Here is a 25,135-nt window from a genome sequence, read left to right on the forward strand (position 1 = left end):
GGTTCCGGAACCCGGCATCATGGCACCTCCAAAGGAAACCGGCCTTCGGCCAACCGCGCAGCCAGGCGGAGCGCCGGGAGAGAGCCATCGGCGATGAGGCGCCGGTAGGCTTCCATGCGCCAGGCACCGTTGTCGACAGTGGCCAGTTCCGCCGCGTCCAGCAGCGGGCCGAGCGCCGGATCGGCGCCGGCCGTTGCGGCAAGAGCGGACACCGGCACGGAGGACGGAGCAAAAGCCTGAACGTTGATCTTCACGGTGTTCATGCTGTCCGTGAGCGTGATGCGGTAAGACCCCGGCGTGAAGCTCCCTTTCGGCAGAACGATATCGGCCCGGCCCTCATTCTGCAGACCGGTCAATTCAATAAGCGCCTGCGAATCGGCTTCGAGGGTAATGGAGACCCCGCCTTGCCCGCCGACCCAGGCGATCGGCAGGCGGTCGCCCGTGGCGACGATCCGGTTGCCCTTGTCCCTTTGCAGCGGCACGGACAGTGCGGCGGTGCGCACACTGATGACATGCCTCTTTTCAGAGCCATCGGCAGGCCCGAACAGCCTATTGAGCCAATTGAACAGATTGTCCGGAAGCGAAGAGTCCGGACCGCGCGCAGCAACCGTGTGGGGACGATCAGGGCCCACGTGAATGGTCCGGAATGCCCCTCCCGCCGGTGCCATCTCGATCGTCGCGGCAGCGGCGGCGGAGATCACATCCTCCTCGCCGACGCGGAAAAGTTGTCCCGGAGGAATGGTCTCGGCGATGTCAGGCCGGCCCTTGCGACGGACCTCCACACCGACGCTTTCGGTGTAGCACAAGGCATGCCCCGCCGTCGCAAAGGCCACCGCCGGGGGCGGGGCGGCAACGACCAGCACGAGGATGGCCAGGACCAGGCGCAGGATCGTCATGTCGGTTACTCCACGGGTTCAACGGGACGGGTGGCGGCGGACGGCGGGGCCGACGCGGGCAACCCATCCGGCGCGGAGATCGGGGGAAGTGGAGCCCGGGCCGGTGGCGCGGCTTCGGTCCGTCCATGCCGCGCGTGCATGACCCGGTGAAGAATCTTGTGATGGACATAGGCGCTGATGGCCGGAACCGTCGCATCGACCCAGAACCCGGCACCCCACAGATACACCCCGAAGGCGGGAACGACGACCAGGCACGAAGCCGCCGGAAGCAGAGCCGCCGGGGCCACCGGAAGCCGCCACCGGGTCAGAACAACGATCAGGACCGCAGCCACGGCACTGATCGGAAGCTCGACCGTCAGAATGACTCCGAGCTTGCTCAGCGGTTTCGGCGGCGTCAGATTGACGACGGTGTTGAGGGCGTTGGCCAGAACGTACACGCCGGGCATTTGCCCCAGCGGCGTCACCGGCCAATCGCCGGAGTCGCGATGGACGCTGCCGATGAGCACGATGCGGCCGCGCACCGCGTCCGGCCCCGGCAACACCCCGTTTTCCGTCACGAGCCGGGCCGGAAGTCGTTCCACGATCGCCCGGCTCCGGTCCGAAGGAACGTCCCGGGGCAACGTGAACATGGTCAGAGTTTCGATCCGGTCGGCCCGCGGGTCCATTGCGACGGTTCGCCCGTTGAGCAAGGTTCCTGCGATGAGGTCCCGGCCCGCACCCGGGCAGGGCACGGGATCGATCCCGGTGCAGCCCGCCGCCGCCAACGCAAGAGTGCGGTCCAGATCCGCCATCGCAGCGGTGATCCATCCGTCGGACGGACGCGGGACGACGGCGGCCACGGCCAGGGCGGCCGACGGCACGAGTCCGGCCTCCCCGCGATCGGAGCGGCAGTCCCGTTCCCAGGGCGACGGCCGGACCAACAGCCCGTCGCTCTTCGAAGCCGACATGATGGTACTGACCCAGTGGACCTGAGGGCTGGCCGCAACGACTCCGTCATAGGGGGTCGGTAGGGACGGGGTGCAGTCCGCACGAGCCCCGGCGTGGTTGAACTCGCGCACCAGAAAGACCGGAACCCCCCGCGGATCCTGCAGGGACGCCAGAACGCCCTGAAGCTCCCGGTCCGGTTCCGCAACCCCGGCGATCCGGTAGTCGAGGAGGACCGCTGCGGCCCCGCCCTCCACCGCGAAACGCACCAGGCGGGCAAGCCGATCGTGCGGTGCGCGCGATTCCGCCCTGCTGTCGGCCTTCCTCCAGAGTTGATACGTCTCCTCATCGTTCTCCAGGATGAAAAAGCCCGCGACGGGTGCCTTAACGGGCGGAACGTTCTGCCAGATCATGGCGGAGTAATCGAAGAAGAACCGATCCACCCTGTATTTGAACGCCGTTCCCTGCATCAGCCCGACGACGGTCGACACCACCAGAGCGGTGACGACTCCGAGGAACGTCAGCACGACGATTCTCCCGGCATCGGACCGGATCGCGGCCCCGAACCGGCGCCCCCCCGCGGAGCCGCTCCGCGTAGCCTCCCCCTCCCCGGTATCCTGTTGTCCCGTCATGCGAAACTCCATCGGACCATTAACGGTTCAAACACCCGGACTCATATCGATCAATGCAAAGCATTGATCTGTCGGGATTCACGGCCGGAAACCAATGGTACGGATCTTTTTCCGGCCGTATCACATCCTCCCATCCGCTCCGATGACCGAGAATCCCGCCCAGAAGTAGGGGTGTGGTTTCTCCCGCATCATCGCCACCCGGGCGGTGCTCATGGCCTCCGCCGCCGGCTCCCCGCGCCGGAGCGCTTCGTAGAAATGCGCCATGAGACGGGCGCTGGCGCTGTCGTCCACCTTCCAGTGGCTTCCCACCACCGTTCGTGCCCCGGCAGCCAGGAAGCTCTCGGCCAGGCTAAGAAGGTCATCGCCGGTCGCCCTCTCCCGGAGTGCGGACTCGCACGCGCTCAACACCGCCATGGCGACCGGAAGGTGCAGGGCGTGGATCTGCTCCACCGTCAGGTCCCCGTCGGCGGGTGTGCCGGCCAGCAACAGGCGGCTCTTCATCGGATCGTTGCGGTTGAAGGTTCCGTGCGCGGCGATGTGCAGGAACGATTTGCCGCGCACCCCGGCGGCCAGGCGGTCTACCGTCGCATCGGCGCGGATGTAGGGTGTGGTCTGAGGAAAGATCCGCCGGATGGCGTCCGCCTCCTCCTCGGCATGGGGCAGCGACCAGTCCTTCCCGGGGTCTTGCCGCAGCGGATTGGCGAGGACCAACCCCCGCGGGGGCCGGCGGGCACCGTCGTCGGGGCGCAGAGCAGCCAGAGCGCTCAGGCTCGGGACGACGCGCAGGCGGTGGGTCGCCGCCAGGGGGCGCTCCCCGTCGTGCAGCGCCCCCAGCGGTATGGCGAACAGGCTGCCGAACGGCACCACCAGAAGATCCCTGGCGTCGGTTACCGCGAGCACCGGCCGGATCAAATGATCATACAGCCGCCGTGCCAACCGCTCATACCCGGTGCCCTCCGAAGTCTGAAGGGATTCAAGGAACACCTCCAGCCCGACCGGTGCCGGCCCCGGGGCACGATGGGCGGTGATGCGATCACCTTCGATGACCAGGGCGTGCCAGTGGTTCCGCACGGCGACGTACACGATCGCCGCCTGCCCGGGCTGTAGAGGCGGCAGCAGTTCGCGCCAGCGTCTCGGCTGCGCTCCGGTCATCCGGGCCAGAACGGGTGAGTTCCGTTCGATGCGCGCCAACACCGCGCGCTGCTCCCGGAGCGCGTCGGCGACCCCCGGTGCGGAGGTCTGAAGGCGCAGAATCTGGTCGGCGTTGCGGCGGGCGGCCAGGAGGTCCGCTGCCCGGTCGGGGGTGGTGTCGTGCGGCACCAGGACCGCTACGTTGGCCAGCCGCTCCACCAGGAGGCGGCCTTTCGCCCGCTCGATGGTTTCCAGCGCCCCTTCCGTGTCACGCTGTGCGATCTGCAGCTCGAACAGGTCGCCGTAGACCTCCCCGGTGTCCGCCTCGAACGCCGCCAGCGCCGGGTCACCGGCTATGGCGGACCGGCTCTGCTCGATCACCGCGATGGCCGCCCGGTACCGCTCCGCCGCGGCTGCCGGGTGTCCGGCGTTCTGCTCAAGCCGGCCGGAGAGATGGAGGACCTGCCAATGAACCCCGGCGTAGGCGGCGATGTGGGGGAAGGTGCGCAAGCGGTCCAGATAACGAGACGCTTCGGTGGTGTGACCCAGCGCAAAAAGGCAGCGCGCCGCCAGGAACTCCACATGAACGTTTGCAGCCGGGGCGTGGGAATGGGTGCCCAGGTACCCGATCTCGAATCCCCCCACAAGGTCCAGCCGGAACGTGGTCCGGCGGCCGGAGGTCAGGTCGCCCAGGCCGTACTCGTCGAGAAGGCGCCGGTTCGGGTCGCGAAGCAGCCGCAACGCGTTGGCGCAGTCGCCATATTCGGCATAGAGCGATGCGGCGAAGTACACGGGCTCCGGCTTCTGATGCCGGGCGAGGCTGTCGGCCACCGCTGTCGACGCCGTTGGTTCGCCGGTCCGGGCATTGTAGCGGGCTATGGCCAGCGCGTGGAGAAAGGCGTCATGAACGCCGGCGTCGGGGCGGAGCTGGTCACGAGCCGCCTCGAACCGGCCCTGGGCGAGAAACAGCAGGGCGCCGCGGCGGCGGGCGGCGGCGGCGGCCGTTTGATCGCCCGCCTGCTCGGCCTGCCGGCGGTAGTGCTCGTTGCAGTCCTCCGCCGGCTTGAACGCCTGCGCCTTCAGATGCAGGTCGCACAGCAGGTTCAGCTCGGCGAGCGAGAGAGCGCCGGTTGGCCGCGCGGCCAGTCGCTGCCGCAACGGTGCCAGAGCGCCGTCGGCGATGGCCTGCCGCACGCCGGCGTCGATGCCCTGCGCTTCCTGCTGCCGCTCGCCGATCGAACGGTCGACGACAAACAGCGCGGAGCCGCAGCCGGTCAGGGCAACGGTAAGCAGGACGGCCGTCGCGCGACGCCACGCCGGGACACGCCGGCGCTCGCCCCGCCGCGGGCCGCCGGGTTCAGAAGCGGTATCCGACATTGGCCTTGAACGCGTTGAAATTGTTGCCCACGGTGTAGGTCAGGCCGAGCCGGAAGGAATCCCATTGCTGGCCGTCATCGGTCTGCCGGGTCCCGGCCACCAGGCCGATCTCGTTGTAGCGCCGCACGTAGAGCCGGTCGCCGAACGTTTCGGTGTCGGTCACGTAGGCCTGCCATCGCATGGGACGCTCGAACAGCACGAGGTCAAGCGGCCCCTCCACGCTGATGCCGTTCTTCAGGACCACATTGCGGAGCTGATAGTCGAACGAATAGCCCTGCACGGAAAAGCTGCCCGAGCGGTAGTATCCGATGCCGTTGCCGATCCCGATCTCCAGGGAGCCGACATGGAAGCGGTAAAGGCTCGTCAGATCGGCGGAGTACATCAGCGCCGCGGACCCCAGTTCCACCGAGCCGGCGGCACCGACGCGCACCGAGGGCGTCAGGAACCAGGTGTCGGGGATGACGGGAACGCGCAGGGCGGTGCCGAACGACGCGATGCCCGAATGCGCCTCTTCCGTGCGCACGTAGGTGAGCGGCAGGTCGAAGATCAGCGCGTAGCCGGGATCGGCGAAGTGGTACGCGTATTTGAACGGCAGATGGACCGCCAGACTGGTGTAGCCGCCCGAGTACGCCATGCCCAGGTCACCACCGGCCGTGAACTGGTTGGGCATGACCGGACGGCCCGAATCGTCCGCCCGCCGCGGCGGCACACTGTCGAGGGTGCCGATGCCGGTGGCCGTGGTGAAGGAGGAGGCGCTCATCTGCGCCTGCAGGCTGTTGGGGTTGCCGGCCACCGGGTCGACCGGTGACGTCGCCGCCAGTTCACGCAGCAGGCGCGACATGATGTCATCGCCGTTCTTGAGCAGGAAGTCCCTGAACTGGCGCTGACTGGCGTTGCGCGTGCCGCCGTCGAAGGTGAGGTCGATGCCGATGGACGGAACGCCGAACCGCAGGGCCGTCTCGTTGGCCGCATAGGACGCGGTGGCGGCGAGACCGCGGATGTACAGCGCCGCCGACGCCGCCGATGTCGGTGTGTAGACGCTGAGATAGGATTGCAGATTCGCGTTCGTCAGGCTGTTGGCCAGCGAACTGATGTCCCGGAAGGACACCACCGCGTGCTGAGCGCCGCCGGACACGTAGCTGGTGATCAACGGGGCACCGGCATCGGGCATGCGAGGGCCCACGCCGCCATCGATCTCGGTGCCAGCGGTGGTTCCCACCCCTCCCGGCAGCGGCACTGAAGCTTCCAGGCGGAACAGGTCCTTCGCCTGCACACCGGATGGGCCGAGGGTCGGAAGCAGGACCGCGGACGCAATCGCTGCTTGCTTCGCAAAAACACCCATTCTCCCAGTGATAGAACCACGCAGGCCCATGCATATCCCCCAATACATCAATATTCATAATGCTGATCCATTGTATTGATATTTTTATATATGCCGTCAATCCCGAAGAAACATTCTTCGGATTATCGCATTTGCGCGGCAGAAATCACATACATAAGAATTCATTTGCATGAATACTATGAGTCGGAGAGGTGACTGTCATGCGCACGGGACTGGAAGCGTTGGGCTGATACGCCCTCCCGGACGGTCAGCCCGGTTCCGCCGTGGCGCCGAGGGTGCGCAGGTGGGCGGCTAGGCCGTCGACGAAGACGCGGACCTTCGCCGGGATGTGGCGGTTGGACGGGTAGACCGCGTGCACCGCGTGGGGCGCGAATCGCCAGTCGGGCAGGACGGGCTCCAGCTCCCCCGCCGCCACCCGCGGGGCGAGGTGGATCCCGTGGATCAGGCCGATGCCGAGACCGGCGGCGATGGCCTCGCCGGTCAGGGCCGAACTGTCGGAGCGCAGCACCGGGCGCACCGCCACCCGCGCCGTCTCGCCCGAGCGGTGGGTGAGCTGCACGGTCTCGCCGTCCCGCACCTCGGCGTGCAGGATGTAGGCGTGGCCCGCCAGGTCGGCGGGATGGCGCGGCCGGCCCGCGCGGTCGAGATAGGCGGGCGTCGCCGCCAGGCCGCGCTCCAGGGTGCCGATGCGCCGCACCACCAGCCGTTCGTCGCTCAGCGCGCCCATGCGGATCGCCACGTCCAGCCGCTCGGCCACCACATCGACGAACCGGTCGGACAGCGACACGTCCAGCAGCAGGTCCGGGTGGGCCCGCTTGAACGCCAGGAGATGGGCGGCGAGCACGCTGGTGCCGAAGCCGACCGGGGCGCCGACCGCCAGCCGGCCGGTCATCGCCGCGTCCGCCCGGCCGACGCTGCGGTCCGCCTCCTCCAGCCGGTCGAGAACGGCGCGCGCATGCTCCAGGTAGCGCGCCCCCGCCTCGGTCGGCGTCACCGCCCGGGTGGTCCGGTCCAGCAGGCGCACACCCAACCGGTCCTCCAGCGCCCGCACCTGCTGGCTCACCGCCGGCTGCGTCCGGCCCAGCGCCGCAGCGGCGGCCGAAAAGCCGCCGCGCTCGCACACACTCACGAAGCTGGTCAGCATGGCCAGACGATCCATCGGCCGTAACCCGTCCATTGATCATCGCTGCTTATAGGTATTAGAGGATTTCGCAGGGAACCGGAAGACAGCGTTATGGACTACGGTTGGCGTGCGGCCACGGGGCCGCGATCCACGCGGAGGCTTCCCATGTTCCCGTCCCGACGCCACATCCTCGCCGGGGCCGCTGCGGCGGCCGTCACCACCGTTTCGGCGCGTCCGTCCGCCGCCACCGCCGCGACGGCCGCGCCACCGCCGCCGGCCGGGCGGGAGCCGCTTCCCGGTGCCGTGCGCCGGCGCATCGGGGCGGTCACGGTCACCGCCCTGCTGGACGGCTTCATCACCCTGCCGCCGGAGCTGTTTCCCGCCGCCGATCCCGACGACGCCGCGTCCCTTGCCGCCGCCGCGTTCCAGCCGGCGCAGCCGCGGCTCAGCCCGGTCAACGCCTATCTGGTGGAAACCGGCGCGCGCACCATCCTGATCGACGCCGGCGGCGCCGGGGCCATCGGGCCGACGCTCGGCCGGCTCCCCGCCGCCCTGGCGGCCGCGGGGGTCGCGCCGGAGCGGATCGACGCGGTGCTGGTCACCCACCTGCACCCCGACCACGTCGCCGGCCTGCTGACCCCGCAGGGCGAGGCCGCCTTCGCCAACGCCGAACTGATCGTCCCCGAAACGGAGCACGCCCACTGGCACGACGACGGGGCGCTGAACCGGGCGCCCGAGACGGTCCGGCCGCTCTTCCGGACCGCCCGTTCCGTCACCGCCGCCTATGCCCGCCGCCTGACACTGATCGGCGGCGACGCCGCGGTCGACGGGCCGCTGCGCACCGCGGCGCTGCCCGGCCACACCCCCGGCCACTGCGGCGTCCTGGTGGATTCCGACGGCGCCGCCCTGTTCATCATGGGCGACGCCGTCCACCACGCGGCCTACCAGTTCGCCCGCCCGGACTGGAGCGTCGTCTTCGACGTGGACCCGGACGCGGCCGCCGCCACCCGGACCCGGGCGCTGGACCGCGCCGCCGCCGAGCGCGTCATGGTCGCCGGCATGCACTTGCCCTTCCCCGGCTTCGGCCATGTCGCCCGCGACGGCGACGCGTTCCGCTTCGTCCCGGCGGAGTGGGCCTACGGCGAGTGATCCGATGGCCGACGTCAGCCCGCCACGGCGCGCGCCAGGGCGCGGCCGATGTCGGCCATGGCGGCGTTGGTCGTCTCGAAGGTCGCCTTGGTCCGGGTGATGTAGACGGTGGCGAACACCGGGGCGCGGCCCGGCGGCCAGATCACGGCCACCACGTTGTTGGTGCCGTTGGCCCCGGCGCCGGTCCGGTCGCCGGTGCGCCAGCCGCCGGGCAGGCCGGCGCGCAGCCGGGCCTCGCCGGTGCGGTTGGCGACGAGCCAGTCGGTGAAGCGCTCCCGCGACGGACCCGACAGCGCATCGCCCGTCACCAGCGCCTGCAGATTGGCCAGCATGGCGGCGGGCGTGGTGGTGTCGCGCGGGTCGCCGGGGATGGCGGAGTTGAGGTCCGTCTCCATGCGGTCGAGCCGGGTGACGCCGTCGCCCAGCGTGCGGGCAAAGTCGGTCACCGCCGACGGGCCGCCCAGGCGCGTCAGGATCAGGTTGGCGGCGGTGTTGTCGCTCTGCGTCATGGTGGCGACGCACAGTTCGTCCAGCGTCATGCCGTCGCCGCCGGCCCGCTCCCTGGTGACCGGCGACCAGGTCACCAGGTCGGCGGCGGTGAAGCGGACGCGCTGCCCGAGATCCTCGCGGCCGGCGTCCACCCGCACCAGCAGGGCGGCGCACGCCAGCGCCTTGAAGGTGCTGCACATGGGAAACCGCTCGTCCGCCCGGTGCGACCACCGCCGCCCGGTCTGCGTGTCGAGGATGGCGGCGCCCAGTCGGGCGTCCAGCCGGCGTTCGACATCGGCCAGCGCCGCCCCCGGGCCGTCGCCCCCGACGGTGCCGGTGCCGGCGGCCGCCCGGGCGATGCCGGGGTGCACCGCGGCACCCGCCGCCGCTGCGGCGCCGAGCAGCGCCGTGAAGGCGCGGCGGTTCAGAATCATGGTCATGGAACCCTCCGTTGAGCGCGGTTGCGCACGCCCGTCCGCGGGCCGCCCCTTGGGGCCCGAGGCCGAACTGTTTTTGTGGCGGAAGCCGGCGGACATCCCGTCGTCACCGGCAGGCACAGGATAGGGGGGATTGGACCACCCGGACAAACCATGATATCCGGGCCGAACCACAAATTGAATTTGGGTCTCCATGGTCCGGCCACACCTGCCGCTGAACGCTCTGCGCGCCTTCGAGGCGTCGGCGCGCCATCTCAGCTTCACCCGCGCGGCGGTGGAGCTGTGCGTCACCCAGGCGGCGGTCAGCCACCAGGTGAAGGTCCTGGAGCAACGCCTGAAGGTCACCCTGTTCAAGCGCCTGCCCCGTGGCCTGATGATCACCGCGGAAGGGGAGGCCCTGCTGCCGGTGGTGCGCGACTCCTTCGACCGCATGGCGGAGATGCTGGAGCGGTTCGAGGGCGGCCAGGTGCGCCAGGTGCTGACAGTCGGCGCGGTCGGCACCTTTGCGGTGGGCTGGCTGCTGCCCCGCCTGCCCGCCTTCGCGGCGCGCCACCCCTTCATCGACCTGCGCCTGTCCACCAACAACAACCGGGTGGACGCGGCGGCGGAAGGGCTGGACCTCGCCATCCGGTTCGGCGACGGCGCCTGGCACGGCACGGAGGCGGAGCGGCTGTTCGAGGCCCCCCTATCGCCCCTGTGCATCCCCGCCATCGCCGACACCCTGCGCGAACCGGCGGACCTGCTGCGCCACACCCTGCTGCGCTCCTACCGCGCCGACGAGTGGCCGGCCTGGTTCGCCGCCGCGGGCGTCGCCGCGCCGGGACCGCTGGTGAAGGGGGTCGTCTTCGATTCGTCGGTGGCGATGCTGGAGGCGGCGACGCAGGGCGCCGGCATCGCCCTGGCGCCGCCGCGGATGTTCACCCGCCAGCTCGACGCCGGAGTGGTGCGCCGGCCCTTTGCCATCGGCGTGTCGATGGGCGCCTACTGGCTGACGCGGCTGAAATCCCGCCGCCCGACTCCGGCCATGCGGGGGTTCAGGGAGTGGTTGCTGGAAACCGCCGGGGCGGAAACGGACGCGGCCGGCGGCATCGGGACATCCTGATACCGCCGGCCGCGCACTGCATCACGACGCGTGGTTACGCCGCGCGGATCTGGTGCAGCACCTGCTCGATGTCGTTGCGCAGGGTGACCGCCTGCTGCGACACCTCGGCCGAGGCGCTCAGCACCTGGGTCGCCGCGGCACCGGCGCCGGCGGCGGCGGTGGACACGGTTTCCATGCTGCGCGACAGGGCGGTGGTGCCGGCGGCCGCCTGCTCCACGTTGCGGGCGATCTCGCGGGTGCCGGCCTCCTGCTCCTCCACGGCAGCGGCGATGCCGGTGGAGATGTCGTTGATGGTGGCGATGGTCTCCACGATGCGGCGGATCGCGCCGGCGGCCTCCATGGTCACCGACTGGATCGCGGCGATCTGCTGGGCGATCTGTTCGGTGGCGCCGGCCGTCTGGTTGGCCAGGTTCTTCACCTCCGACGCCACGACCGCGAAGCCCTTGCCGGCCTCGCCGGCGCGCGCCGCCTCGATGGTGGCGTTGAGCGCCAGCAGGTTGGTCTGGCTGGCGATGGCGCTGATCAGCTCCACCACCTTGCCGATCTCCTCGGCCGAGGATTGCAGGGTCTGCACGGTCTGATCGGTGCGCTGCGCCTCGCTGGCGGCCTGGCCGGCGAAGCGGGCGGACTCGGTGACCTGCCGGCTGATCTCGCCGATGGAGGCCGAAAGCTCCTGCGCGGCGGCCGCGATGGTTTCCACGTTGGCCCGCGTCTGCCCGGCGGTGACGGCGGCGTCGGACGCCTCGCTGCGGTTCTGCTCCGCCGCACCGGCCATCTTGCCGGCCATGGAGTGCATCTCGTCGGCGCGCGACGACAGGGTGCCGACCACCGCCTTGATCGACCGCTCCAGGTCATCGGCCACCGCGATCATGGCGGCGCGCCGGTCGGCGGCGGCCTTGGCGCGCTCCGCCTCGGTGCGGGCGTTGGCGGCCTCCACCTCGCGGGCCGTGTCACGGAAAACGACGAGGGCGTTGGCCATGTCGGCGATCTCGTCCTTGCCGTCGGCGCGGATCGGGTGGTCCAGATGCCCGGCGGCGACGGCGCGCATGGCCTCGGCCAGGGCGACCAGCCGCGCCACGATGTGACGCCCGACCACCAGCCACACCACCAGCACCGAAGCGGCGATGCTGACCAGCGCCAGCGCGGTCAGCCACACCCGCCCCTGGTTCACCGCCCGGTCGGCGGCGGCCGAGGCGTCGGCGGCCAGGTCCCCGGCGGACCGCACCAGCGTCGCCGCCGCGCCGGACAGGCGCTCGGCCGACTGGGCGTTGGCCATCAGCAGCGCCGCACCTTCCGCCTCGGCCCGCAGGCCGTCGGAGCGGTGGGCGAAGATGCTCTCCTCCCCCTCGCCGAAGGCGACGAGCGCGCGGGCCCGCTCCGCCAGGTCACCGGCGTCGCGGATGGTCGCCAGGGACTCCACCCGCTTGACGTACTCGGCCCGGGTGTCTTCGAAGAGGGCTTCCAGGTCGCCCAGGGCGCCGATGGTCGGCGCGGTTCCCGCCTGGTTCATCTGTCCGGCCAGCAGGTTGGCGTAGGCCGTCAGTTCCAGCAGCGTGCGCACCGCCACCAGGTCGCGCGACACCACGGCCAGGCGATCGGTCGATTCCGTCTTCAGGTCGATGGTGGCCAGCCGGAAAGACCCGCGGGTCATGCCGATGATCGATTCCAGCGCGCCCGTCAGGCTCCGCTCCAGCTCCGCGGCCCGGGCGACGTTCTGCTCCACCCGGGCGGTGAGGGCGGCGGCTTCGGCGTAGGGCGTGTCGGGGTCCAGCGCCTCGCGCTTCCACGCGAACGCGTCGGTCGGCGCGATGCCCAGCTTCAGCAGCTCGTCTACCTGCTCGGCGAAGCCGGACCAGCGCTGCCCTTCGCCGAAGCGGCGCGCACCGACCATCGCCTTGGGCGCGTTCATGGAGAAGTTGGACACCAGCTCGTTCACACCGGCCGCGTCGCGAACCGCCGGCAGGGCGCGCAGGGCCTCGGCCATGGCGCCGATGGCGACGCGCATCTCGAAGGCGGCGATCAGGTCGGCGCTCTGCTCGTTGTCCAGGCGGTCGGCGGTGGTGGTGATGACCTCGCTGAGCCGCGTCGCCGAGGATTCCAGCGTCGCGGTCCTGGCCGCCACCAGCGGCTCGATGACGCCGAGGAGGGCGCGGTGCGCGTCGTTGATGCCGCCCAGCACGCCGGCACCGCCCTCGGCGGCCCGGATGCGCGACTGCACCGTGGAATCCAGGCTGGTCAGGTTGGCGAACATGGAGTCCGCTTCGCTGCGCAACCCGGCGATGATGGCGGGCGAGGCGCCCAGGGTCTCGGCGTCGGCGATCAGGCCGGTGAGCAGCGTCTGCTTGTTCATCAGCTCCCGCTGCAGGGCGGCGCGGCGGGTCTGGGAGTCGGCAGCCGCCAGGGACGGGGCCATGGCGACGATGCGCGCGCTCTCCTCCGCCAAGCCATGCGCCGCGGACAGACTTGGCATGCTTTCTTCGGTGACCGCGGTCAATGCCGTGTCGACGGTGCCGAAGGACAGCCACCCGACGCCCGCCCCCAGCACGGCGATCGCCGAGATGGCGCCAACCGACACCAGGAGTTTGCGACCGATGCCGAACCGGCTGCGCGCGCGCGCTCCTTCGCCGCCCGCACTGGTGGAGGTGCCGCTCATTCCCCGCTCTCCATAGGATAGATGCTTGTTCTTCTGGGACACTTCGAATGCCGGCCCGAGATCTTCGCTCCTCGCGGCCGATCGCGAAACCTACGCGGGTGCCGTTTAATAAGTCGTCAACGGAAGGTAAAATGCGCTTGATTGCCGGAGCAATCCCGTGACAACGCCGGGGCGGAACCCGCCGGTGCGGCGCTCATCGGCTGTCGATGCCGTCGGGCCCACCGCCCGGCAGGGCCGTTCGGTGCGGTGATACGGGCCCGACGGCAAGCGCGGTGCGTGAGATCATGGTCCTTCCCCATCCCGAAATGTGTATTATTGGTTTGCTGAGCAAACTATCGGATCACATCCGCCGCGGTCCATGCAAGAGGGCTGTTGGCGTGGATGAAGGGGATACCGGGACGATGGAAACGATGGGGACGGCGCGCGCTGGCATACCCAATGCCGGCGTGCCATCATCCCGGCCCGCCACCGCGAGGACGCGCCCATGGACACCCCGCCTCCCTCCTTCACCCACGCCGCCTCCCGCACCGCCGGCGGCGCCATCGGCGCGGCCGAGCGTCGGGCGCGGGTCGATCTGGCCGCCGCCTACCGGCTGGTGGCGGAGCGCGGCTGGGACGACCTGATCTACACCCACATTTCGCTGGCCGTCCCGGACGAGCCGGGGCGGTTCCTCATCAACCCGTTCGGCCTGACCTTCGACGAGGTGACCGCGTCCAACCTGGTCAAGATCGGCCTCGACGGCGCCATCGTCGGCGACAGCCCTTACGAGGTGAACGTCACCGGCTTCGCCATCCACGCCGCGGTGCACGCGGCCCGCCCGGACGCGCGGTGCGTCATGCACCTGCACAACGAGGCCGTGATCGCCGTGTCCATGCTGGACTGCGGGCTGCTGCCGCTGTCCCAGCACGCGTTGCGCTTCTACGGCGACCTCGCCCGCCACCGCTACGAGGGGCTGGCCCTCGACCGTGACGAGCAGCATCGGATGGTGGCGGCGCTGGGCTCGCGCCGCGCCATGCTGCTGCACAACCACGGCAGCCTGGTGGCCGGGCGCACGGTGGCCGAGGCGTTCGTCCTGATGGACATGCTGGACAAGGCCTGCCGCATGCAACTGGCGGCGCAGGCCACCGGAGCCCCCCTGGTGGTGGTGCCGCCCGAGGTGTGCGAGAAGACCTTCCGCCAGCTCACGGCCGACCCGGAGCCGGAAGGCGAGGCGGAATGGCCGGCGCTCCTGCGTCGGCTGGACCGCCTTCACCCCGACTACAAGGATTGAACAGGAGACCCCCATGCCGCTGATCACCGTCCAGCTCTTCGAGGGCCGCACCGTCGAACAGAAGCGCGCCTACGCCAAGGCGCTGACCGACGCCACGGTGGAGGTGCTGAAATGCTCCCCCGACGCGGTCGACATCATCTTCCGCGACGTCAGCAAGAGCGACTGGGCCTCGGCCGGCAAGCTCTGGTCGGACGAGTAGCGGGGCGTCACCCGCACAGGGCGGTCCCGTGGGGGCAGGCGCCGCGTTCGATCTGGATGGTTGCGTGGACGACTCCGAAACGGTCGCGCAGGACGCCGCTGACCGCCGCCAGCACGGTGTCGGAATCGGCGGCGTCTTCGACGACCGCGTGCAGGGTCATCAGCGGACGCTCGCCGGTCAGCGCCCAGGCGTGGACGTGGTGGACGTCCACCACGCCCGGCACGGCGCGCACGGCCGCCCCGACGCGGGCGGCGTCGATCCCGGGGGGCGTGCCCTCCAGCAGGATGTGGGCGGACTCGCGCACCAGGCTCAGGGCGCTGCGCAGCACCAGCAGCGCCACCACCACCGACAGCAGCGGGTCGATCGGCGTCCAGCCCGTCCACAGGATGATCAGCGCCGCCGCGATGGCACCGACCGAGCCCAACAGGTCGCCCAGCACGTGCAGGGCCGCACCCCGCACGTTCAGATTGTCGCCACCGCCGCTGCGGTGCAGCACCCACAGGGCGACGGCGTTGACCAGCAGGCCCAGCACCGCGACGGCCAGCATCGGGCCGGCGAGCACCGGCGACGGCTCCATCAGGCGGGCCGCCGCCTCGACCATGATCCAGCCGGCGATGACGAACAGGGCGAGGCCGTTGACGAAGGCCGCCAGCACCTCGAACCGGAACCACCCGTAGGAGCGAAGCGCGTCGGCCGGGCGCCGCCCCATCCGGAAGGCTGTCCAGGCCAGCGCCAGGGCCGCGAAGTCGGTCAGCATGTGCCCGGCGTCGGCCAGCAGGGCCAGGGAGCCGGAGATCACGCCCCCCGCCACCTCCGCCAGCATGAAGGCGCCGGTCAGCAGCATCACCTGAAAGACCCGCCGCTCGCTGCCCGCCGTCACCGGTGCGGCGTGGCCGCCATGGGAATGACCGCTATGGGAATGACCGCCGTGGGAATGATCGCCATGCGAATGGCCCCCGTGGGTGTGCCCGCCGCCCATGTTCGTCCTCGTCCGCCGCCCGACCGGTGGCCCGCCAGTCTACACCGCCGCCGCTGCCGCGCGAGCCCTGTAATGGGCCATCGGGCGCGGGCATCGCGTGTCCGGCTCCGCCGCCATCACGGGAATGACGGGCACGGCATCACGGCGCTGTCCGGGCGGAGCGCACCCGATCGGAAGTGGTAGCCTACCCCGTCCTCGCCGTGGCGGGACCGGCGCATCCTATCGTAAGACCCCGGCCTCGCTGCGGCAGCCGCCGCGCTCCCCGCCCGCAACCGGTTCCGGAATCCCATGATGACCTCGGCCGACAAGAAGGCGGGCTTCACCCCGCCCGCGCCGCCGATCTGCTGCCACTGCGGCCAGCCCATCGAGCCCGCCCGGCCCCATTGGGCCGGCGACCCCGAAGGCCGCCCCTGGCATTATCACTGCGCCGAGTCCATGCGCCTGACCCGGCCGCTGCGCACGGTGTCGGCGGCCTGAGAACGCCGACGCCTCCCCATTGGTAAGACCCTCCTACCCGTTCGGTGGATAATCCCCAGAAGGTGCGGATAAGTCTGTGGGAGACTCCGGGACGATCCCGTGAATCGCCGCAGGCGGCAAGCGGCCCGGGGAATTGCCTGTTTTTTGGGCAGTTCGCTCTGACGGGGTGCAGCCCCGACCCGTGTGTTCGGGGGTTGCGGCGCAGTGCCGAATGGACTTTGATCCGCCCCCCGCGCCACCACCGCCGACGCCGATGCCCGCCGGAGATCCCGCTGCCGAACCCGCCACCGATCCCGCCGCCGCTCCGGTCCATGGCGCGTGGCGGCGCGCCCTGGTGCTCAGCCTGCCGATCCTGGTGGGCTACGTCGCCATCGGCGTCGCCTTCGGCGTGCTGTGGGTGCAGCAGGGCTTGCCGCCGGCCGGCGCCGTCCTGCTCAGCCTGGTGGTCTACGCCGGCGCGTCGCAGTTCATGGCGGCGGGCATGCTGGCGGCCGGCCAGGGGCCGGCGGAGGTGGCCCTGGCGACGCTGGTGCTGAACGCCCGCCATGCCGTCTACGGCCTGGCCTTTCTCGACCGCTTCCGCAGCGGGTGGAGCGCCGCCGGGGCCTATTTCGCCTTCGCCCTGACCGACGAGACCTACGCCGTGCTGGCCGCCGTCCCGCCGGAGGAGACGCACGGCCCCGCCGGCGATGGGCTGCTGTGGCGGGTGGCGCTGCTGAACCAGTCCTACTGGGTGGCCGGCAGCGCGCTGGGGGCGCTGCTGGGCGGCCTGCTGCCGGGCCAAGCCGGCGGATTGGAATTCGCCCTGACGGCGCTGTTCATCGTGCTGCTGCTGGAACAGGTGCGCACCGCCCGCAAGGGCACGGCGGCGCTGGTCGCCGCCGCCGCGGCGGCGGCGGTCTTCCTGGCCGCCGGACCGGCCGGCACCCTGCTGCCGGCACTGGCCGCCGCCCTGGCGGCAGCGGTCGCCGTGGACCGCTGGAGGCACCGTCCATGAGCGGCACCCTGATCCTCACCGCGGTGCTGATGGGGCTGGCGACGGCGGCCGCCCGCTTCCTGCCCTTCCTGGCCGGTGCGCGGCTGGCCGGACCGGCCCTGCGCCGCCTGTTCGCCGAACTGTTCCCGCCCGCCGTGCTGGCGGTGCTGCTGGTCTACATGGCCCGCGGCCTCGGCGACGCCGACGCACCGGCGCAGATGGCGCAGGCGGCGGGAGCGGCGGTGACCGTCGCCGCCCACCTGGGATGGCGCAACCTGCTGCTGTCCGTCGGCTCCGGCACCGCCGCCTGCATGCTGGTGCTGCACCTGGCGGGCTGACGGGCGCATCCCATCGTATTAGACAGCATACTGATTGACAGCACACTGACTGTTTGGTAGGGATAGCGGACGGTCACGTGCCGCAACGGACAAGAGCCCCGAACGGCCGACGTCGTCCAACCGGAGAGAGAGACCCCATGAGGATCCTGACTGCCGTCGCCGCGCTCGGCGCCGTGCTCGCCCCGCTCGTCGGCACCGCGGCACCGGCCGCGGCCGAGGAGATCAAGATCGGCCTGATCACCCCGCCGCAGCATGTGTGGACCCGGGCCGCCCAGCACTTCGCCGACCGCCTGAAGGAAAAGAGCGGCGGCGCGCTCACCGCGGCGATCTTCCCCGGCGGGCAGCTCGGCAACGAGCCGGAGATGTTCCAGCAGATGCAGACCGGTCTGCTCGACATGGGCATCATGACCGCGTCGATCACCAGCCTGCGCGAGCCCAGCATCACCGCCTGGTTCACCCCCTTCCTGTTCGCCGACGTGGGCGAGGCGGTCGCCGCCACCCGCACCCCCGCCGCCGGGCAGATGCTGGACAACCTGAAGGGCGTCGGGCTCCAGGGGCTCGGCTACACCTTCGCGGGCATGCGTCACATCCTCATGCGCGATGCCCCGGCGCAGTCGCTGGACGACCTGAAGGGCAAGAAGATCCGCATCGTGCCCTTCCCCGCCATGAAGGTCTGGTGGGAAGCGGCGGGCGCGGTGCCGACGCCGGTCCATCTGCCCGAGATCTACCAGAGCCTGCAGAACGGCCTGCTGGACGGCGTGGACATCGACCTGGACGCGCTGGTCGGCTCCCGCTTCCAGGACGTGGCCAAGGGGCTGACGGTCACCAGCCACATGGCGTTCCCCGCCATCGCCGTCTACAGCGGTGCCCGCTGGCAGACGATGACGCCCGAGCGCCGGGAGCTGATCCGCGAAACCATGGCAGAGACGCTGGAGTGGGCCAACACCGCCCAGATCGAGGCGGAGCGCCGGAACCTGGAAAGCCTTCAGGGGGCGCTGCGCATCGAGACGCTGGCCGACGCCAGGGAGCGCTTCGCCCGGGCCAACGATGCCTTCGCCGCTCAGTTCGGCGGCCAGCCGCTGGTCAAGGCGTTCCGCGAGCAGGCCGAGGCCCGCTGAGGCATCGGGGGACGCCCGCCGCGGGCGTCCCCCGACCCGGACACCACCCGGAGACACCCGTCATGCTGCGTACCACGGCCCGGCTCGCCGCCGGCTGGAGCCGGCTGCTGGCGCGCGCCGAGATGTTCGTCTGCAAGGCGCTGATCGTCGTGTTCACCGCCCTGCTGATCGTCAACGTCGGCCTGCGCTACCTGTTCAACGCGCCGCTCTTCTACGCCGAGGAGCTGGCGATCTACATCCTGATCTGGATGGCCTTCCTGGCGATCTCGGTGACCATCCACGAGAACGTCCAGGTGCGCATGACACTGTTCAGCGACCGCCTGACCTACACCCGGCGCCGCACCCTGTTCATCGTGACCGAGACGGTGGCCGCGCTGATGCTGGCGGCGATCCTCTACCACTCGGTCCACTGGATCCTGTCGCCGTTCGCTTCGTTCGACATGGCGGTGACCCTGGGCTGGCCGAAGTGGCCGTTCTTCCTGATCATCCCGCTGTTCAGCGCCGCCGCCCTCTGCCACGTGCTGGCCCACCTGCTGCGCGCGATCGCCGAGGCCGCCGGCGTCGTGCCGGACCCCGCCACGGAGCCGTCATGACCGTCGTCGTCGCCTTCGCCCTGCTGCTGGCGCTGGGCCTGCCCGTCGCCTTCGTGCTGATCGCCGCGACCTTCGCCTTCGTGGGGGCCACCGGCAACCTGCGCCTGCTGGAATCGCTGCCGCAGATCCTGTTCAACTCCATCGAGGTGTTCGACCTGCTGGCCATCCCCCTGTTCATCCTGCTGGGCGAGCTGATGAACGAGGGCGGCATCACCCGGCGCATCGTGCTGGCGGCGCGCGCCTGGCTGGGCTGGGTACCGCACAGCATGGCCTACGTGTCCCTGTCGGCCAACCTGCTGCTGGCCTCCATCATGGGCTCCGCCACGGCGCAGATCGCCGTCATGAGCCGCGTCATGGTGCCGGAGATGGAGCGCGACGGCTACAGCCGCACCTTCGCCGCGGCGCTGACCGCCTCGGCCGGGCTGCTCGGCCCGATCATCCCGCCGTCGATGATCTTTATCATCTACGGGGTGGTCGGCCAGGTGTCGATCAAGGACATGTTCATCGGTGGCATCCTGCCGGGCCTGCTGCTGGCGGCCCTGCTGTGCGCCGTCATCGCCTTCGGCGCCGCCCGCGCCCACGACGGCCGCACCGCCCGCGCCGAGCGGCCGGACCTGTGGAAGGCCACGGGCGGCGCCCTGCTGACCCTGTCCATCCCCGCGGTGATCGTCGGCGGCATCGCCTTCGGCATCGTCACGCCCACGGAATCCGCCGCCGTGGCGACGCTGCTGGCCGCCATCATCGGCGGCGTGGTGTTCCGCGAGCTGAAGTGGGCCCACCTGTCCCCGGCGCTGGAGCGCACGGCGCGCAACACGGCGACCGTGCTGTTCCTGATCGCCGCCGCCAAGGTGTTCGGCTGGGTGCTCACCTTCAACCAGGTGCCGCAGTCCGCCGCCGCCCTGCTCCAGGCCATGACCTCGGACCCCACGGTCTTCATGGTGCTGGTGTTCGTCTTCCTGATGATCGTCGGCATGGTGCTGGACGGCATCGCCGCCCTGATCGTGCTGGTGCCGATCCTGCTGCCGATCGCCCAGAAGACCTACGGCATCGACCCCGTGCATTTCGGGGTGATGACCTGCCTGACCCTGACCCTGGGGCTGCTGACGCCGCCCGTGGGGGCCGGCCTCTACGTCGCCGCGGCCATGAGCGGTGCGGCACTGGGGCGTCTGGCCCGCGCCATCCTGCCGTTCATCGCCGTGACCTGCGCGGTGATCCTGGCCGTCGTCTTCCTGCCCGCCCTCACCACCGCCCTGCGCTGACGCCCGTTCCCGTCCGGAGCCCTCCGCCATGACCGCGCCCCTGATCCTGCACAACTTCTTCCGCAGCTCCACCTCCATCCGGGTGCGCGCCGCCCTCAACCTCAAGGGTGTGGCGTACGAGCAGCGCACCTACGCCCTGCGCCGGGGCGACCACCGCGCCCCCGCCTACCGGGCGCTCAACCCGCAGGGTCTCGTGCCGGCGCTGGAGCTGCCCGACGGCACGGTGATCCCCCAGAGCCCCGCCATCCTGGAGTACCTGGAGGAAACCCACCCCGAGCCGCCGCTGCTGCCGCGGGGGGCCACGGCGCGGGCCCGCGTGCGCGCCCTGGCGAGCGCCGTCGCCTGCGACATCCATCCCGTCAACAACCTGCGCATCCTGCTGTACCTGGAGACCCGCTTCGGCGCCGACGAGGCGGCGGTGGCCGAATGGTTCCGCCACTGGGTGGCCGAGAGCTTCGGCCCCCTGGAGACCATGCTGGCCGGCAGCCCCGACACCGGGCACTTCTGCCACGGCGACGCGCCGACGCTGGCCGACGTCTGCCTGTTCTCCCAGGCCGTCAACAACCGCCGCTTCGCCGTGGACATGGAGCCGTACCCGACGATCCGCCGGATCGTCGACGCCTGCGCCGCCCTGCCCGCCTTCGAGCGCGCCCTGCCCGAAAACCAGCCGGACGCCGCCTGACCCGCGGCCGCCCGGAACAACCCAGCCCGAGAGGAGGAACCGTCATGTCCACCCAACTGGGGACGCTGGCCGACCTGCCGGCCGACTATGTGGACGCCCTGGCGGCCATGAGCGTCACGCCGCTGTGGCCGTCCCTGCGCGCCGTGCTGCCCTACGGCATACCCAGCCGCGCCACCCGGCCCTTCGCCTGGCGCTACGCCGACATCCGCCCCCACCTGCTGCGCGCCGGCGAGCTGACGCCCATCGAGAAGGCGGAGCGCCGCGTGCTGGTGCTCGCCAACCCCGGCCTCGGGCTGGAGCGGATGATGGCCACCCCCACCATCTATCTCGGCCTTCAGCTCATCCTGCCCGGCGAGACCGCCCCCAACCACCGCCACTCCCCCAGCGCCGTGCGCTTCGTGGTGGAGGGTCAGGGCGGCTTCACCTCGGTCGACGGGGAGAAGTGCCCGATGGAGAAGGGCGACCTGATCCTCACCCCGTCGGGCCTGTGGCACGAGCACGGGCACGCCGGCAGCGGTCCGGTGGTGTGGCTGGACGCCCTGGACCTGCCGCTGATCTACGGCATGGAGGCGTCCTATTGCCTGGAGGGCGAGCCGCAGACCATCCGCAACGCCGCCGACCGCTCGCAGACCACCTACCGCCGCGCCGGCCTGGTGCCCTACGCCGCGCTGAACGCCCGGCGCGCCGACTACCCGCTGATCCGCTTCCCGTGGACGGAGGTGCGGCAGAACCTGCGCGACCTGTCCACCGCCGTCGGCCCCGGCGAGGCCGTGCACCTCGCCTACGTCAACCCCGAGACCGGGGCGGAGTGCCTGCCGATCCTGGGCTTCTCCGCGCAGATGATCCGGGCCGGCGAGGAGGTGGCGCCGCGCCGCCGCTCGGCATCCAGCGTGCTGCACGTCATCGAGGGCCGCGGCCAGTCCGAGATCGACGGTGTCACCCTGACCTGGGAGGAGGGCGACACCATCGCCGTCCCCACCCACGCCACCGTCCGCCACCGCGCCGACCCCGCAGCACCCGCCTTCGTCTTCCACGTCGACGACGCGCCGCTGCACCGCAAGATCGGCATCTACGAGGAGTTCTGATCCGATGACCGCGTACGCCTTTCCCGTTCCGCCCGTCCCCGCCGTCCCGGTGCGCGGCAGCGGGGCGCTCTACCCCGTGTCCCGCATCTTCTGCGTCGGCCGCAACTACGCCGCCCACGCCCGCGAGATGGGCTTCGACCCCGACCGCGAGCCGCCGTTCTACTTCATGAAGCCGGCCAACGCGCTGGTCGCCTCCGGCTCCACCGTCGCCTACCCGCCGGAGACCGCCAACTACCATTACGAGATGGAGCTGGTGATCGCCATCGGCCGCCCCGCCTTCCGGGTGGCGCCGGAGCAGGCCCTCGACGCCGTGTGGGGCTACGCCTGCGGCCTCGACATGACGCGGCGCGATCTGCAGATCAAGGCCCGCGAGATGGGCCGGCCCTGGGACCTGGGCAAGGGCTTCGAGGAGTCGGCGGTGATCGGCGATCTCGTGCCGGCGGCCGACATCGGCCACCCGTCGTCGGGGGCGATCACCCTGTCGGTGAACGGCGTGGAGAAGCAGAACTCCGACCTGTCCAAGCTGATCTGGAGCGTGCCGGAGGTGGTCGCCCACCTGTCGCGCTACTTCCACCTCGGCCCCGGCGACCTGATCTACACCGGCACGCCCGAGGGTGTGGGCGCCGTGGTGGCGGGTGACCGGCTGGAGGGGGCCATCGCCGGCGTGGGGTCAATCACCTTCACCATCGGCCCCGCGGAATGACCGTGGGGAAGGCCGCGGGGACAACCCGGCGCATGGCCGCCGGCAGCCCGTCCGTGTTACCGGGGCGGCCTTCCCTCACACCGTCCACGAGGAACCTCATGCTGCCCGGCAACCTGCACCTCAAACCCGGCCACCTCATCCGGCGTGCCCAGCAGATCTCGGTGTCAATCTTCCTCGACGAATGCCGGGAGTACGACATCACGCCCATGCAGTACGCGGTGCTGGCGGTGCTGCGCTCGACGCCGGACCTGGACCAGATCTCCCTGGCGCACCGGGCGGCGCTGGACCGCTCGACCATCGGTGGACTGGCGGAACGGCTGGAGGAGAAGGGCTGGCTGCGCCGGGTACCGGGCGTCGAGGACCGCCGGCAGAAGCTGCTGTCCCTGACCGAGGAGGGGCTGCGGGTGCTGGAAGCCGTGGAACCCGCGGTGGAGCGCAGCCAGGCCCGCATCCTCGCCCCCCTGACGCCCGAGGAGCGGGCCATCTTCACGGCCCTGCTCGAACGGATCGTCGACGAGAACAACGAGGCCAGCCGCGCCCCCCTGAAGGAGGGCGCCCGGCCCTGATACGGCCGGCCGCGACCCCGTACCGGGGGGCGGTTCGGCGGCAGATAGACAGTATACTGATTGTCTCGATCTTGTAATGATCAACGAACCTCCGGGAGAAACCCCATGACGGACACAGTCAATCGCACCATGGTCGTCGCCGGCGGCGGCATCGGCGGCCTGTCGGCGGCACTCGGCCTCGCCAACATCGGCTGCCGGGTGACGGTGCTGGAACAGGCGGCGCAGTTCGGCGAGATCGGCGCCGGCATCCAGATCGGCCCCAACGCCTTCCACGCCTTCGACTATCTGGGGGTGGGCGACGCCGCACGCGCCAAGGCGGTCTACATCGACAAGCTGATCATGATGGACGGGCTGACCGGCGACCTCATCGCCGAGATGCCGGTGGACGCGCCGTTCCGCACGCGCTTCGGCAATCCCTACGCCGTGGTGCACCGCGCCGACCTGCACGGCGTGCTGCTGGACGCCTGCCGCGCCCGGGACGCCATCACCCTGGTCAACAACCAGCGCGTCGTCGCCTATGAGAACACCGCGTCGGGCGCGCTGGTGCGCACCGAGACGGGCGACACCTTCGCCGGCGACGCCGTCATCGGCGCCGACGGCGTGCGCTCGAAGATCCGCGAGCAACTGACCGGCGGCGACGCGCTGCGCCTGTCCGGGCACGTGGCCTACCGCGCGGTGCTGCCCATCGAGCAGATGCCCGAGGACCTGCGCTGGAACGCCGCCACCCTGTGGGCCGGTCCGAAGTGCCACATGGTCCACTACCCCTTGCAGGGCTGGAAGACCTTCAACCTGGTCGCCACGTTCCAGACCGACGTGTCCGAGGTCGGCACCAACGAGCCCGGCACGCGCGAGGAGGTCCTCGGCCGCTTCGGCGCCATCGTGCCCAAGGCGCGCAAGCTGCTGGAGAAGCCGACGGAATGGCGCCGCTGGGTGCTGGGTGACCGCGAGCCCATCGAGAACTGGACCGACGGCAACGTCACCCTGCTGGGCGACGCCGCCCACCCCACCCACCAGTACTTCGCCCAGGGCGCCTGCATGGCGCTGGAGGACTCGGTGTGCCTGGCGGACAAGCTGCGCCGGTGCGAGGGCGATCTCGGGGCGGCCTTCCACGCCTACCAGGAGGAGCGCATCGTGCGCGCCTACCGCGTCGTCCTGTCGTCGCGCATGCTGGGCAAGCTCTACCACGCCGAGGGTGTGGAGCGGAAAATCCGCAACGCGGTGATGGGCGCCAAGTCCCCCGACGACTTCTACAACGGCCTGCAATGGCTCTACGGCGGCACCGGCCTGTCGGCCGCCTGAACCGCGCGCGGCCCGGCCATCCATAAGCGCCACCGCTCCCCTCCCCCGCCGCCGGCGGGAGGAGGGGAGCGGCGACGTGGATCGGTGGCGGGTGGCCCGGCCCGGGAGTTGGTCCACGGCGGCCGGGAACGGTGTTCGGTCGACATCGCTCTCCGGCCAAGGCCAAGATTGCCGATGACTCACCCGGCAGGGCGCAAGCGGGCGGTCATAACGTCGATGCCGGGAAGATCGTGAAGCGCCGGACCTGTTCGCTCCGGAATCTCTACCGGTTCTCCGACCTGTTGGACTTCGGTCGGTCCGGGACGACAGCGTCGAGGCAACCGAAGAACCGGACCC

General features: G+C 70.7%; 23 protein-coding genes. 15 read left to right on the forward strand and 8 right to left on the reverse strand.

Annotation, left to right across the window (positions count from 1 at the left end):
• Positions 1-17: 17 nt before the first annotated feature.
• The 5 genes from G472_RS0116215 to G472_RS0116235 all read right to left on the reverse strand — a co-directional run bounded on the left by G472_RS0116215 (position 18) and on the right by G472_RS0116235 (position 7,461).
• Complete coding sequence (locus G472_RS0116215; RefSeq protein WP_029009237.1) at positions 18-896, reverse strand: hypothetical protein; 879 nt, start codon at positions 894-896, stop codon at positions 18-20.
• Positions 897-901: 5 nt separating this feature from the next.
• The gene (locus tag G472_RS0116220) at positions 902-2,347 is read right to left on the reverse strand and encodes a CHASE2 domain-containing protein (RefSeq protein ID WP_169732821.1); all 1,446 of its coding nucleotides are present in this window, start codon (positions 2,345-2,347) and stop codon (positions 902-904) included.
• A 225-nt stretch (positions 2,348-2,572) separates the two neighbouring features.
• On the reverse strand, positions 2,573-4,960 hold the full coding sequence (locus tag G472_RS0116225) for a CHAT domain-containing protein (protein WP_029009239.1): 2,388 nt from the start codon (positions 4,958-4,960) through the stop codon (positions 2,573-2,575).
• Positions 4,941-6,131 (reverse strand): hypothetical protein, encoded by a 1,191-nt coding sequence (locus tag G472_RS0116230; RefSeq protein ID WP_029009240.1) that lies wholly within the window; start codon positions 6,129-6,131, stop codon positions 4,941-4,943. The genes G472_RS0116225 and G472_RS0116230 overlap by 20 nt, the downstream gene beginning before the upstream one ends.
• 418 nt (positions 6,132-6,549) lie before the next feature.
• A complete protein-coding gene (locus G472_RS0116235; RefSeq protein ID WP_029009241.1) occupies positions 6,550-7,461 on the reverse strand; it encodes a LysR family transcriptional regulator in 912 nt (303 codons plus the stop codon).
• A 129-nt stretch (positions 7,462-7,590) separates the two neighbouring features.
• On the opposite strand from G472_RS0116235, the gene G472_RS0116240 reads away from it, so the two are divergent.
• A complete protein-coding gene (locus G472_RS0116240) occupies positions 7,591-8,574 on the forward strand; it encodes an MBL fold metallo-hydrolase (RefSeq protein ID WP_029009242.1) in 984 nt (327 codons plus the stop codon).
• 14 nt (positions 8,575-8,588) lie between these two features.
• Here the strand turns inward: G472_RS0116240 and bla are convergent, their stop codons facing one another.
• The gene (gene bla / locus G472_RS0116245) at positions 8,589-9,503 is read right to left on the reverse strand and encodes a class A beta-lactamase (RefSeq protein ID WP_035692706.1); all 915 of its coding nucleotides are present in this window, start codon (positions 9,501-9,503) and stop codon (positions 8,589-8,591) included.
• Positions 9,504-9,693: 190 nt separating this feature from the next.
• On the opposite strand from bla, the gene G472_RS0116250 reads away from it, so the two are divergent.
• Positions 9,694-10,602, forward strand: a complete 909-nt coding sequence (locus G472_RS0116250; protein ID WP_029009244.1) for a LysR family transcriptional regulator — start codon at positions 9,694-9,696, stop codon at positions 10,600-10,602.
• Between the two features lie 34 nt (positions 10,603-10,636).
• On the opposite strand, the gene G472_RS37280 is transcribed toward G472_RS0116250, so the two are convergent.
• On the reverse strand, positions 10,637-13,255 hold the full coding sequence (locus G472_RS37280) for a methyl-accepting chemotaxis protein (RefSeq protein WP_051340901.1): 2,619 nt from the start codon (positions 13,253-13,255) through the stop codon (positions 10,637-10,639).
• Positions 13,256-13,739: 484 nt separating this feature from the next.
• On the opposite strand from G472_RS37280, the gene G472_RS0116260 reads away from it, so the two are divergent.
• Both G472_RS0116260 and G472_RS0116265 read left to right on the forward strand, forming a co-directional pair.
• Positions 13,740-14,525, forward strand: coding sequence for a class II aldolase/adducin family protein (locus G472_RS0116260; RefSeq protein ID WP_029009245.1), 786 nt, complete (start codon positions 13,740-13,742; stop codon positions 14,523-14,525).
• 13 nt (positions 14,526-14,538) lie between these two features.
• On the forward strand, positions 14,539-14,724 hold the full coding sequence (locus G472_RS0116265; RefSeq protein ID WP_029009246.1) for a 4-oxalocrotonate tautomerase: 186 nt from the start codon (positions 14,539-14,541) through the stop codon (positions 14,722-14,724).
• Positions 14,725-14,731: 7 nt separating this feature from the next.
• On the opposite strand, the gene G472_RS0116270 is transcribed toward G472_RS0116265, so the two are convergent.
• Positions 14,732-15,703, reverse strand: a complete 972-nt coding sequence (locus tag G472_RS0116270; RefSeq protein ID WP_029009247.1) for a cation diffusion facilitator family transporter — start codon at positions 15,701-15,703, stop codon at positions 14,732-14,734.
• A gap of 291 nt (positions 15,704-15,994) precedes the next feature.
• Between G472_RS0116270 and G472_RS0116275 the strand changes: the two genes are divergently transcribed.
• The 11 genes from G472_RS0116275 to G472_RS0116325 all read left to right on the forward strand — a co-directional run bounded on the left by G472_RS0116275 (position 15,995) and on the right by G472_RS0116325 (position 24,799).
• On the forward strand, positions 15,995-16,180 hold the full coding sequence (locus G472_RS0116275) for a hypothetical protein (RefSeq protein WP_211100203.1): 186 nt from the start codon (positions 15,995-15,997) through the stop codon (positions 16,178-16,180).
• Between the two features lie 211 nt (positions 16,181-16,391).
• Positions 16,392-17,177 carry an AzlC family ABC transporter permease gene (locus G472_RS33645; protein ID WP_084536696.1) on the forward strand — a complete coding sequence of 262 codons (786 nt, stop codon included), beginning with the start codon at positions 16,392-16,394 and terminating at the stop codon, positions 17,175-17,177.
• On the forward strand, positions 17,174-17,494 hold the full coding sequence (locus G472_RS37285) for an AzlD domain-containing protein (protein ID WP_051340903.1): 321 nt from the start codon (positions 17,174-17,176) through the stop codon (positions 17,492-17,494). Before G472_RS33645 ends, G472_RS37285 begins: the two co-directional genes overlap by 4 nt.
• Positions 17,495-17,631: 137 nt before the next feature.
• Entirely contained in the window at positions 17,632-18,612 is a 981-nt protein-coding gene (locus G472_RS33655; RefSeq protein WP_035692707.1) for a TRAP transporter substrate-binding protein, read from the forward strand.
• 62 nt (positions 18,613-18,674) lie between these two features.
• The gene (locus G472_RS0116295) at positions 18,675-19,205 is read left to right on the forward strand and encodes a TRAP transporter small permease (protein ID WP_029009249.1); all 531 of its coding nucleotides are present in this window, start codon (positions 18,675-18,677) and stop codon (positions 19,203-19,205) included.
• Positions 19,202-20,464, forward strand: a complete 1,263-nt coding sequence (locus tag G472_RS0116300; protein WP_029009250.1) for a TRAP transporter large permease — start codon at positions 19,202-19,204, stop codon at positions 20,462-20,464. Before G472_RS0116295 ends, G472_RS0116300 begins: the two co-directional genes overlap by 4 nt.
• Before the next feature lie 28 nt (positions 20,465-20,492).
• The gene (maiA, locus tag G472_RS0116305) at positions 20,493-21,146 is read left to right on the forward strand and encodes a maleylacetoacetate isomerase (RefSeq protein WP_029009251.1); all 654 of its coding nucleotides are present in this window, start codon (positions 20,493-20,495) and stop codon (positions 21,144-21,146) included.
• A 44-nt stretch (positions 21,147-21,190) separates the two neighbouring features.
• Positions 21,191-22,231, forward strand: a complete 1,041-nt coding sequence (locus tag G472_RS0116310; protein WP_029009252.1) for a cupin domain-containing protein — start codon at positions 21,191-21,193, stop codon at positions 22,229-22,231.
• Positions 22,232-22,235: 4 nt separating this feature from the next.
• A complete protein-coding gene (locus G472_RS0116315; RefSeq protein ID WP_029009253.1) occupies positions 22,236-22,934 on the forward strand; it encodes a fumarylacetoacetate hydrolase family protein in 699 nt (232 codons plus the stop codon).
• 98 nt (positions 22,935-23,032) lie between these two features.
• On the forward strand, positions 23,033-23,500 hold the full coding sequence (locus G472_RS0116320; RefSeq protein ID WP_029009254.1) for a MarR family winged helix-turn-helix transcriptional regulator: 468 nt from the start codon (positions 23,033-23,035) through the stop codon (positions 23,498-23,500).
• A gap of 105 nt (positions 23,501-23,605) precedes the next feature.
• Positions 23,606-24,799: a 3-hydroxybenzoate 6-monooxygenase gene (locus G472_RS0116325; protein WP_029009255.1), complete on the forward strand. Its 1,194-nt coding sequence runs from the start codon at positions 23,606-23,608 to the stop codon at positions 24,797-24,799.
• Positions 24,800-25,135 lie beyond the last annotated feature (336 nt).

The organism is Azospirillum halopraeferens DSM 3675 (genome assembly GCF_000429625.1).
Taxonomy (GTDB): domain Bacteria; phylum Pseudomonadota; class Alphaproteobacteria; order Azospirillales; family Azospirillaceae; genus Azospirillum; species Azospirillum halopraeferens.

What these genes read in the sequence shown, in the direction of transcription:
- G472_RS0116215 (WP_029009237.1), bottom strand. Translation starts at nt 896, where the DNA reads ATGACGATCCTGCGCCTGGTCCTGGCCATCCTCGTGCTGGTCGTTGCC.
- G472_RS0116225 (WP_029009239.1), bottom strand. Translation starts at nt 4,960, where the DNA reads ATGTCGGATACCGCTTCTGAACCCGGCGGCCCGCGGCGGGGCGAGCGC.
- G472_RS0116230 (WP_029009240.1), bottom strand. Translation starts at nt 6,131, where the DNA reads ATGCCCGATGCCGGTGCCCCGTTGATCACCAGCTACGTGTCCGGCGGC.
- G472_RS0116235 (WP_029009241.1), bottom strand. Translation starts at nt 7,461, where the DNA reads ATGGATCGTCTGGCCATGCTGACCAGCTTCGTGAGTGTGTGCGAGCGC.
- G472_RS0116240 (WP_029009242.1), top strand. Translation starts at nt 7,591, where the DNA reads ATGTTCCCGTCCCGACGCCACATCCTCGCCGGGGCCGCTGCGGCGGCC.
- bla (WP_035692706.1), bottom strand. Translation starts at nt 9,503, where the DNA reads ATGACCATGATTCTGAACCGCCGCGCCTTCACGGCGCTGCTCGGCGCC.
- G472_RS0116250 (WP_029009244.1), top strand. Translation starts at nt 9,694, where the DNA reads ATGGTCCGGCCACACCTGCCGCTGAACGCTCTGCGCGCCTTCGAGGCG.
- G472_RS37280 (WP_051340901.1), bottom strand. Translation starts at nt 13,255, where the DNA reads ATGAGCGGCACCTCCACCAGTGCGGGCGGCGAAGGAGCGCGCGCGCGC.
- G472_RS0116260 (WP_029009245.1), top strand. Translation starts at nt 13,740, where the DNA reads ATGGACACCCCGCCTCCCTCCTTCACCCACGCCGCCTCCCGCACCGCC.
- G472_RS0116265 (WP_029009246.1), top strand. Translation starts at nt 14,539, where the DNA reads ATGCCGCTGATCACCGTCCAGCTCTTCGAGGGCCGCACCGTCGAACAG.
- G472_RS0116270 (WP_029009247.1), bottom strand. Translation starts at nt 15,703, where the DNA reads ATGGGCGGCGGGCACACCCACGGGGGCCATTCGCATGGCGATCATTCC.
- G472_RS0116275 (WP_211100203.1), top strand. Translation starts at nt 15,995, where the DNA reads ATGACCTCGGCCGACAAGAAGGCGGGCTTCACCCCGCCCGCGCCGCCG.
- G472_RS33645 (WP_084536696.1), top strand. Translation starts at nt 16,392, where the DNA reads ATGGACTTTGATCCGCCCCCCGCGCCACCACCGCCGACGCCGATGCCC.
- G472_RS37285 (WP_051340903.1), top strand. Translation starts at nt 17,174, where the DNA reads ATGAGCGGCACCCTGATCCTCACCGCGGTGCTGATGGGGCTGGCGACG.
- G472_RS33655 (WP_035692707.1), top strand. Translation starts at nt 17,632, where the DNA reads ATGAGGATCCTGACTGCCGTCGCCGCGCTCGGCGCCGTGCTCGCCCCG.
- G472_RS0116295 (WP_029009249.1), top strand. Translation starts at nt 18,675, where the DNA reads ATGCTGCGTACCACGGCCCGGCTCGCCGCCGGCTGGAGCCGGCTGCTG.
- G472_RS0116300 (WP_029009250.1), top strand. Translation starts at nt 19,202, where the DNA reads ATGACCGTCGTCGTCGCCTTCGCCCTGCTGCTGGCGCTGGGCCTGCCC.
- maiA (WP_029009251.1), top strand. Translation starts at nt 20,493, where the DNA reads ATGACCGCGCCCCTGATCCTGCACAACTTCTTCCGCAGCTCCACCTCC.
- G472_RS0116310 (WP_029009252.1), top strand. Translation starts at nt 21,191, where the DNA reads ATGTCCACCCAACTGGGGACGCTGGCCGACCTGCCGGCCGACTATGTG.
- G472_RS0116315 (WP_029009253.1), top strand. Translation starts at nt 22,236, where the DNA reads ATGACCGCGTACGCCTTTCCCGTTCCGCCCGTCCCCGCCGTCCCGGTG.
- G472_RS0116320 (WP_029009254.1), top strand. Translation starts at nt 23,033, where the DNA reads ATGCTGCCCGGCAACCTGCACCTCAAACCCGGCCACCTCATCCGGCGT.
- G472_RS0116325 (WP_029009255.1), top strand. Translation starts at nt 23,606, where the DNA reads ATGACGGACACAGTCAATCGCACCATGGTCGTCGCCGGCGGCGGCATC.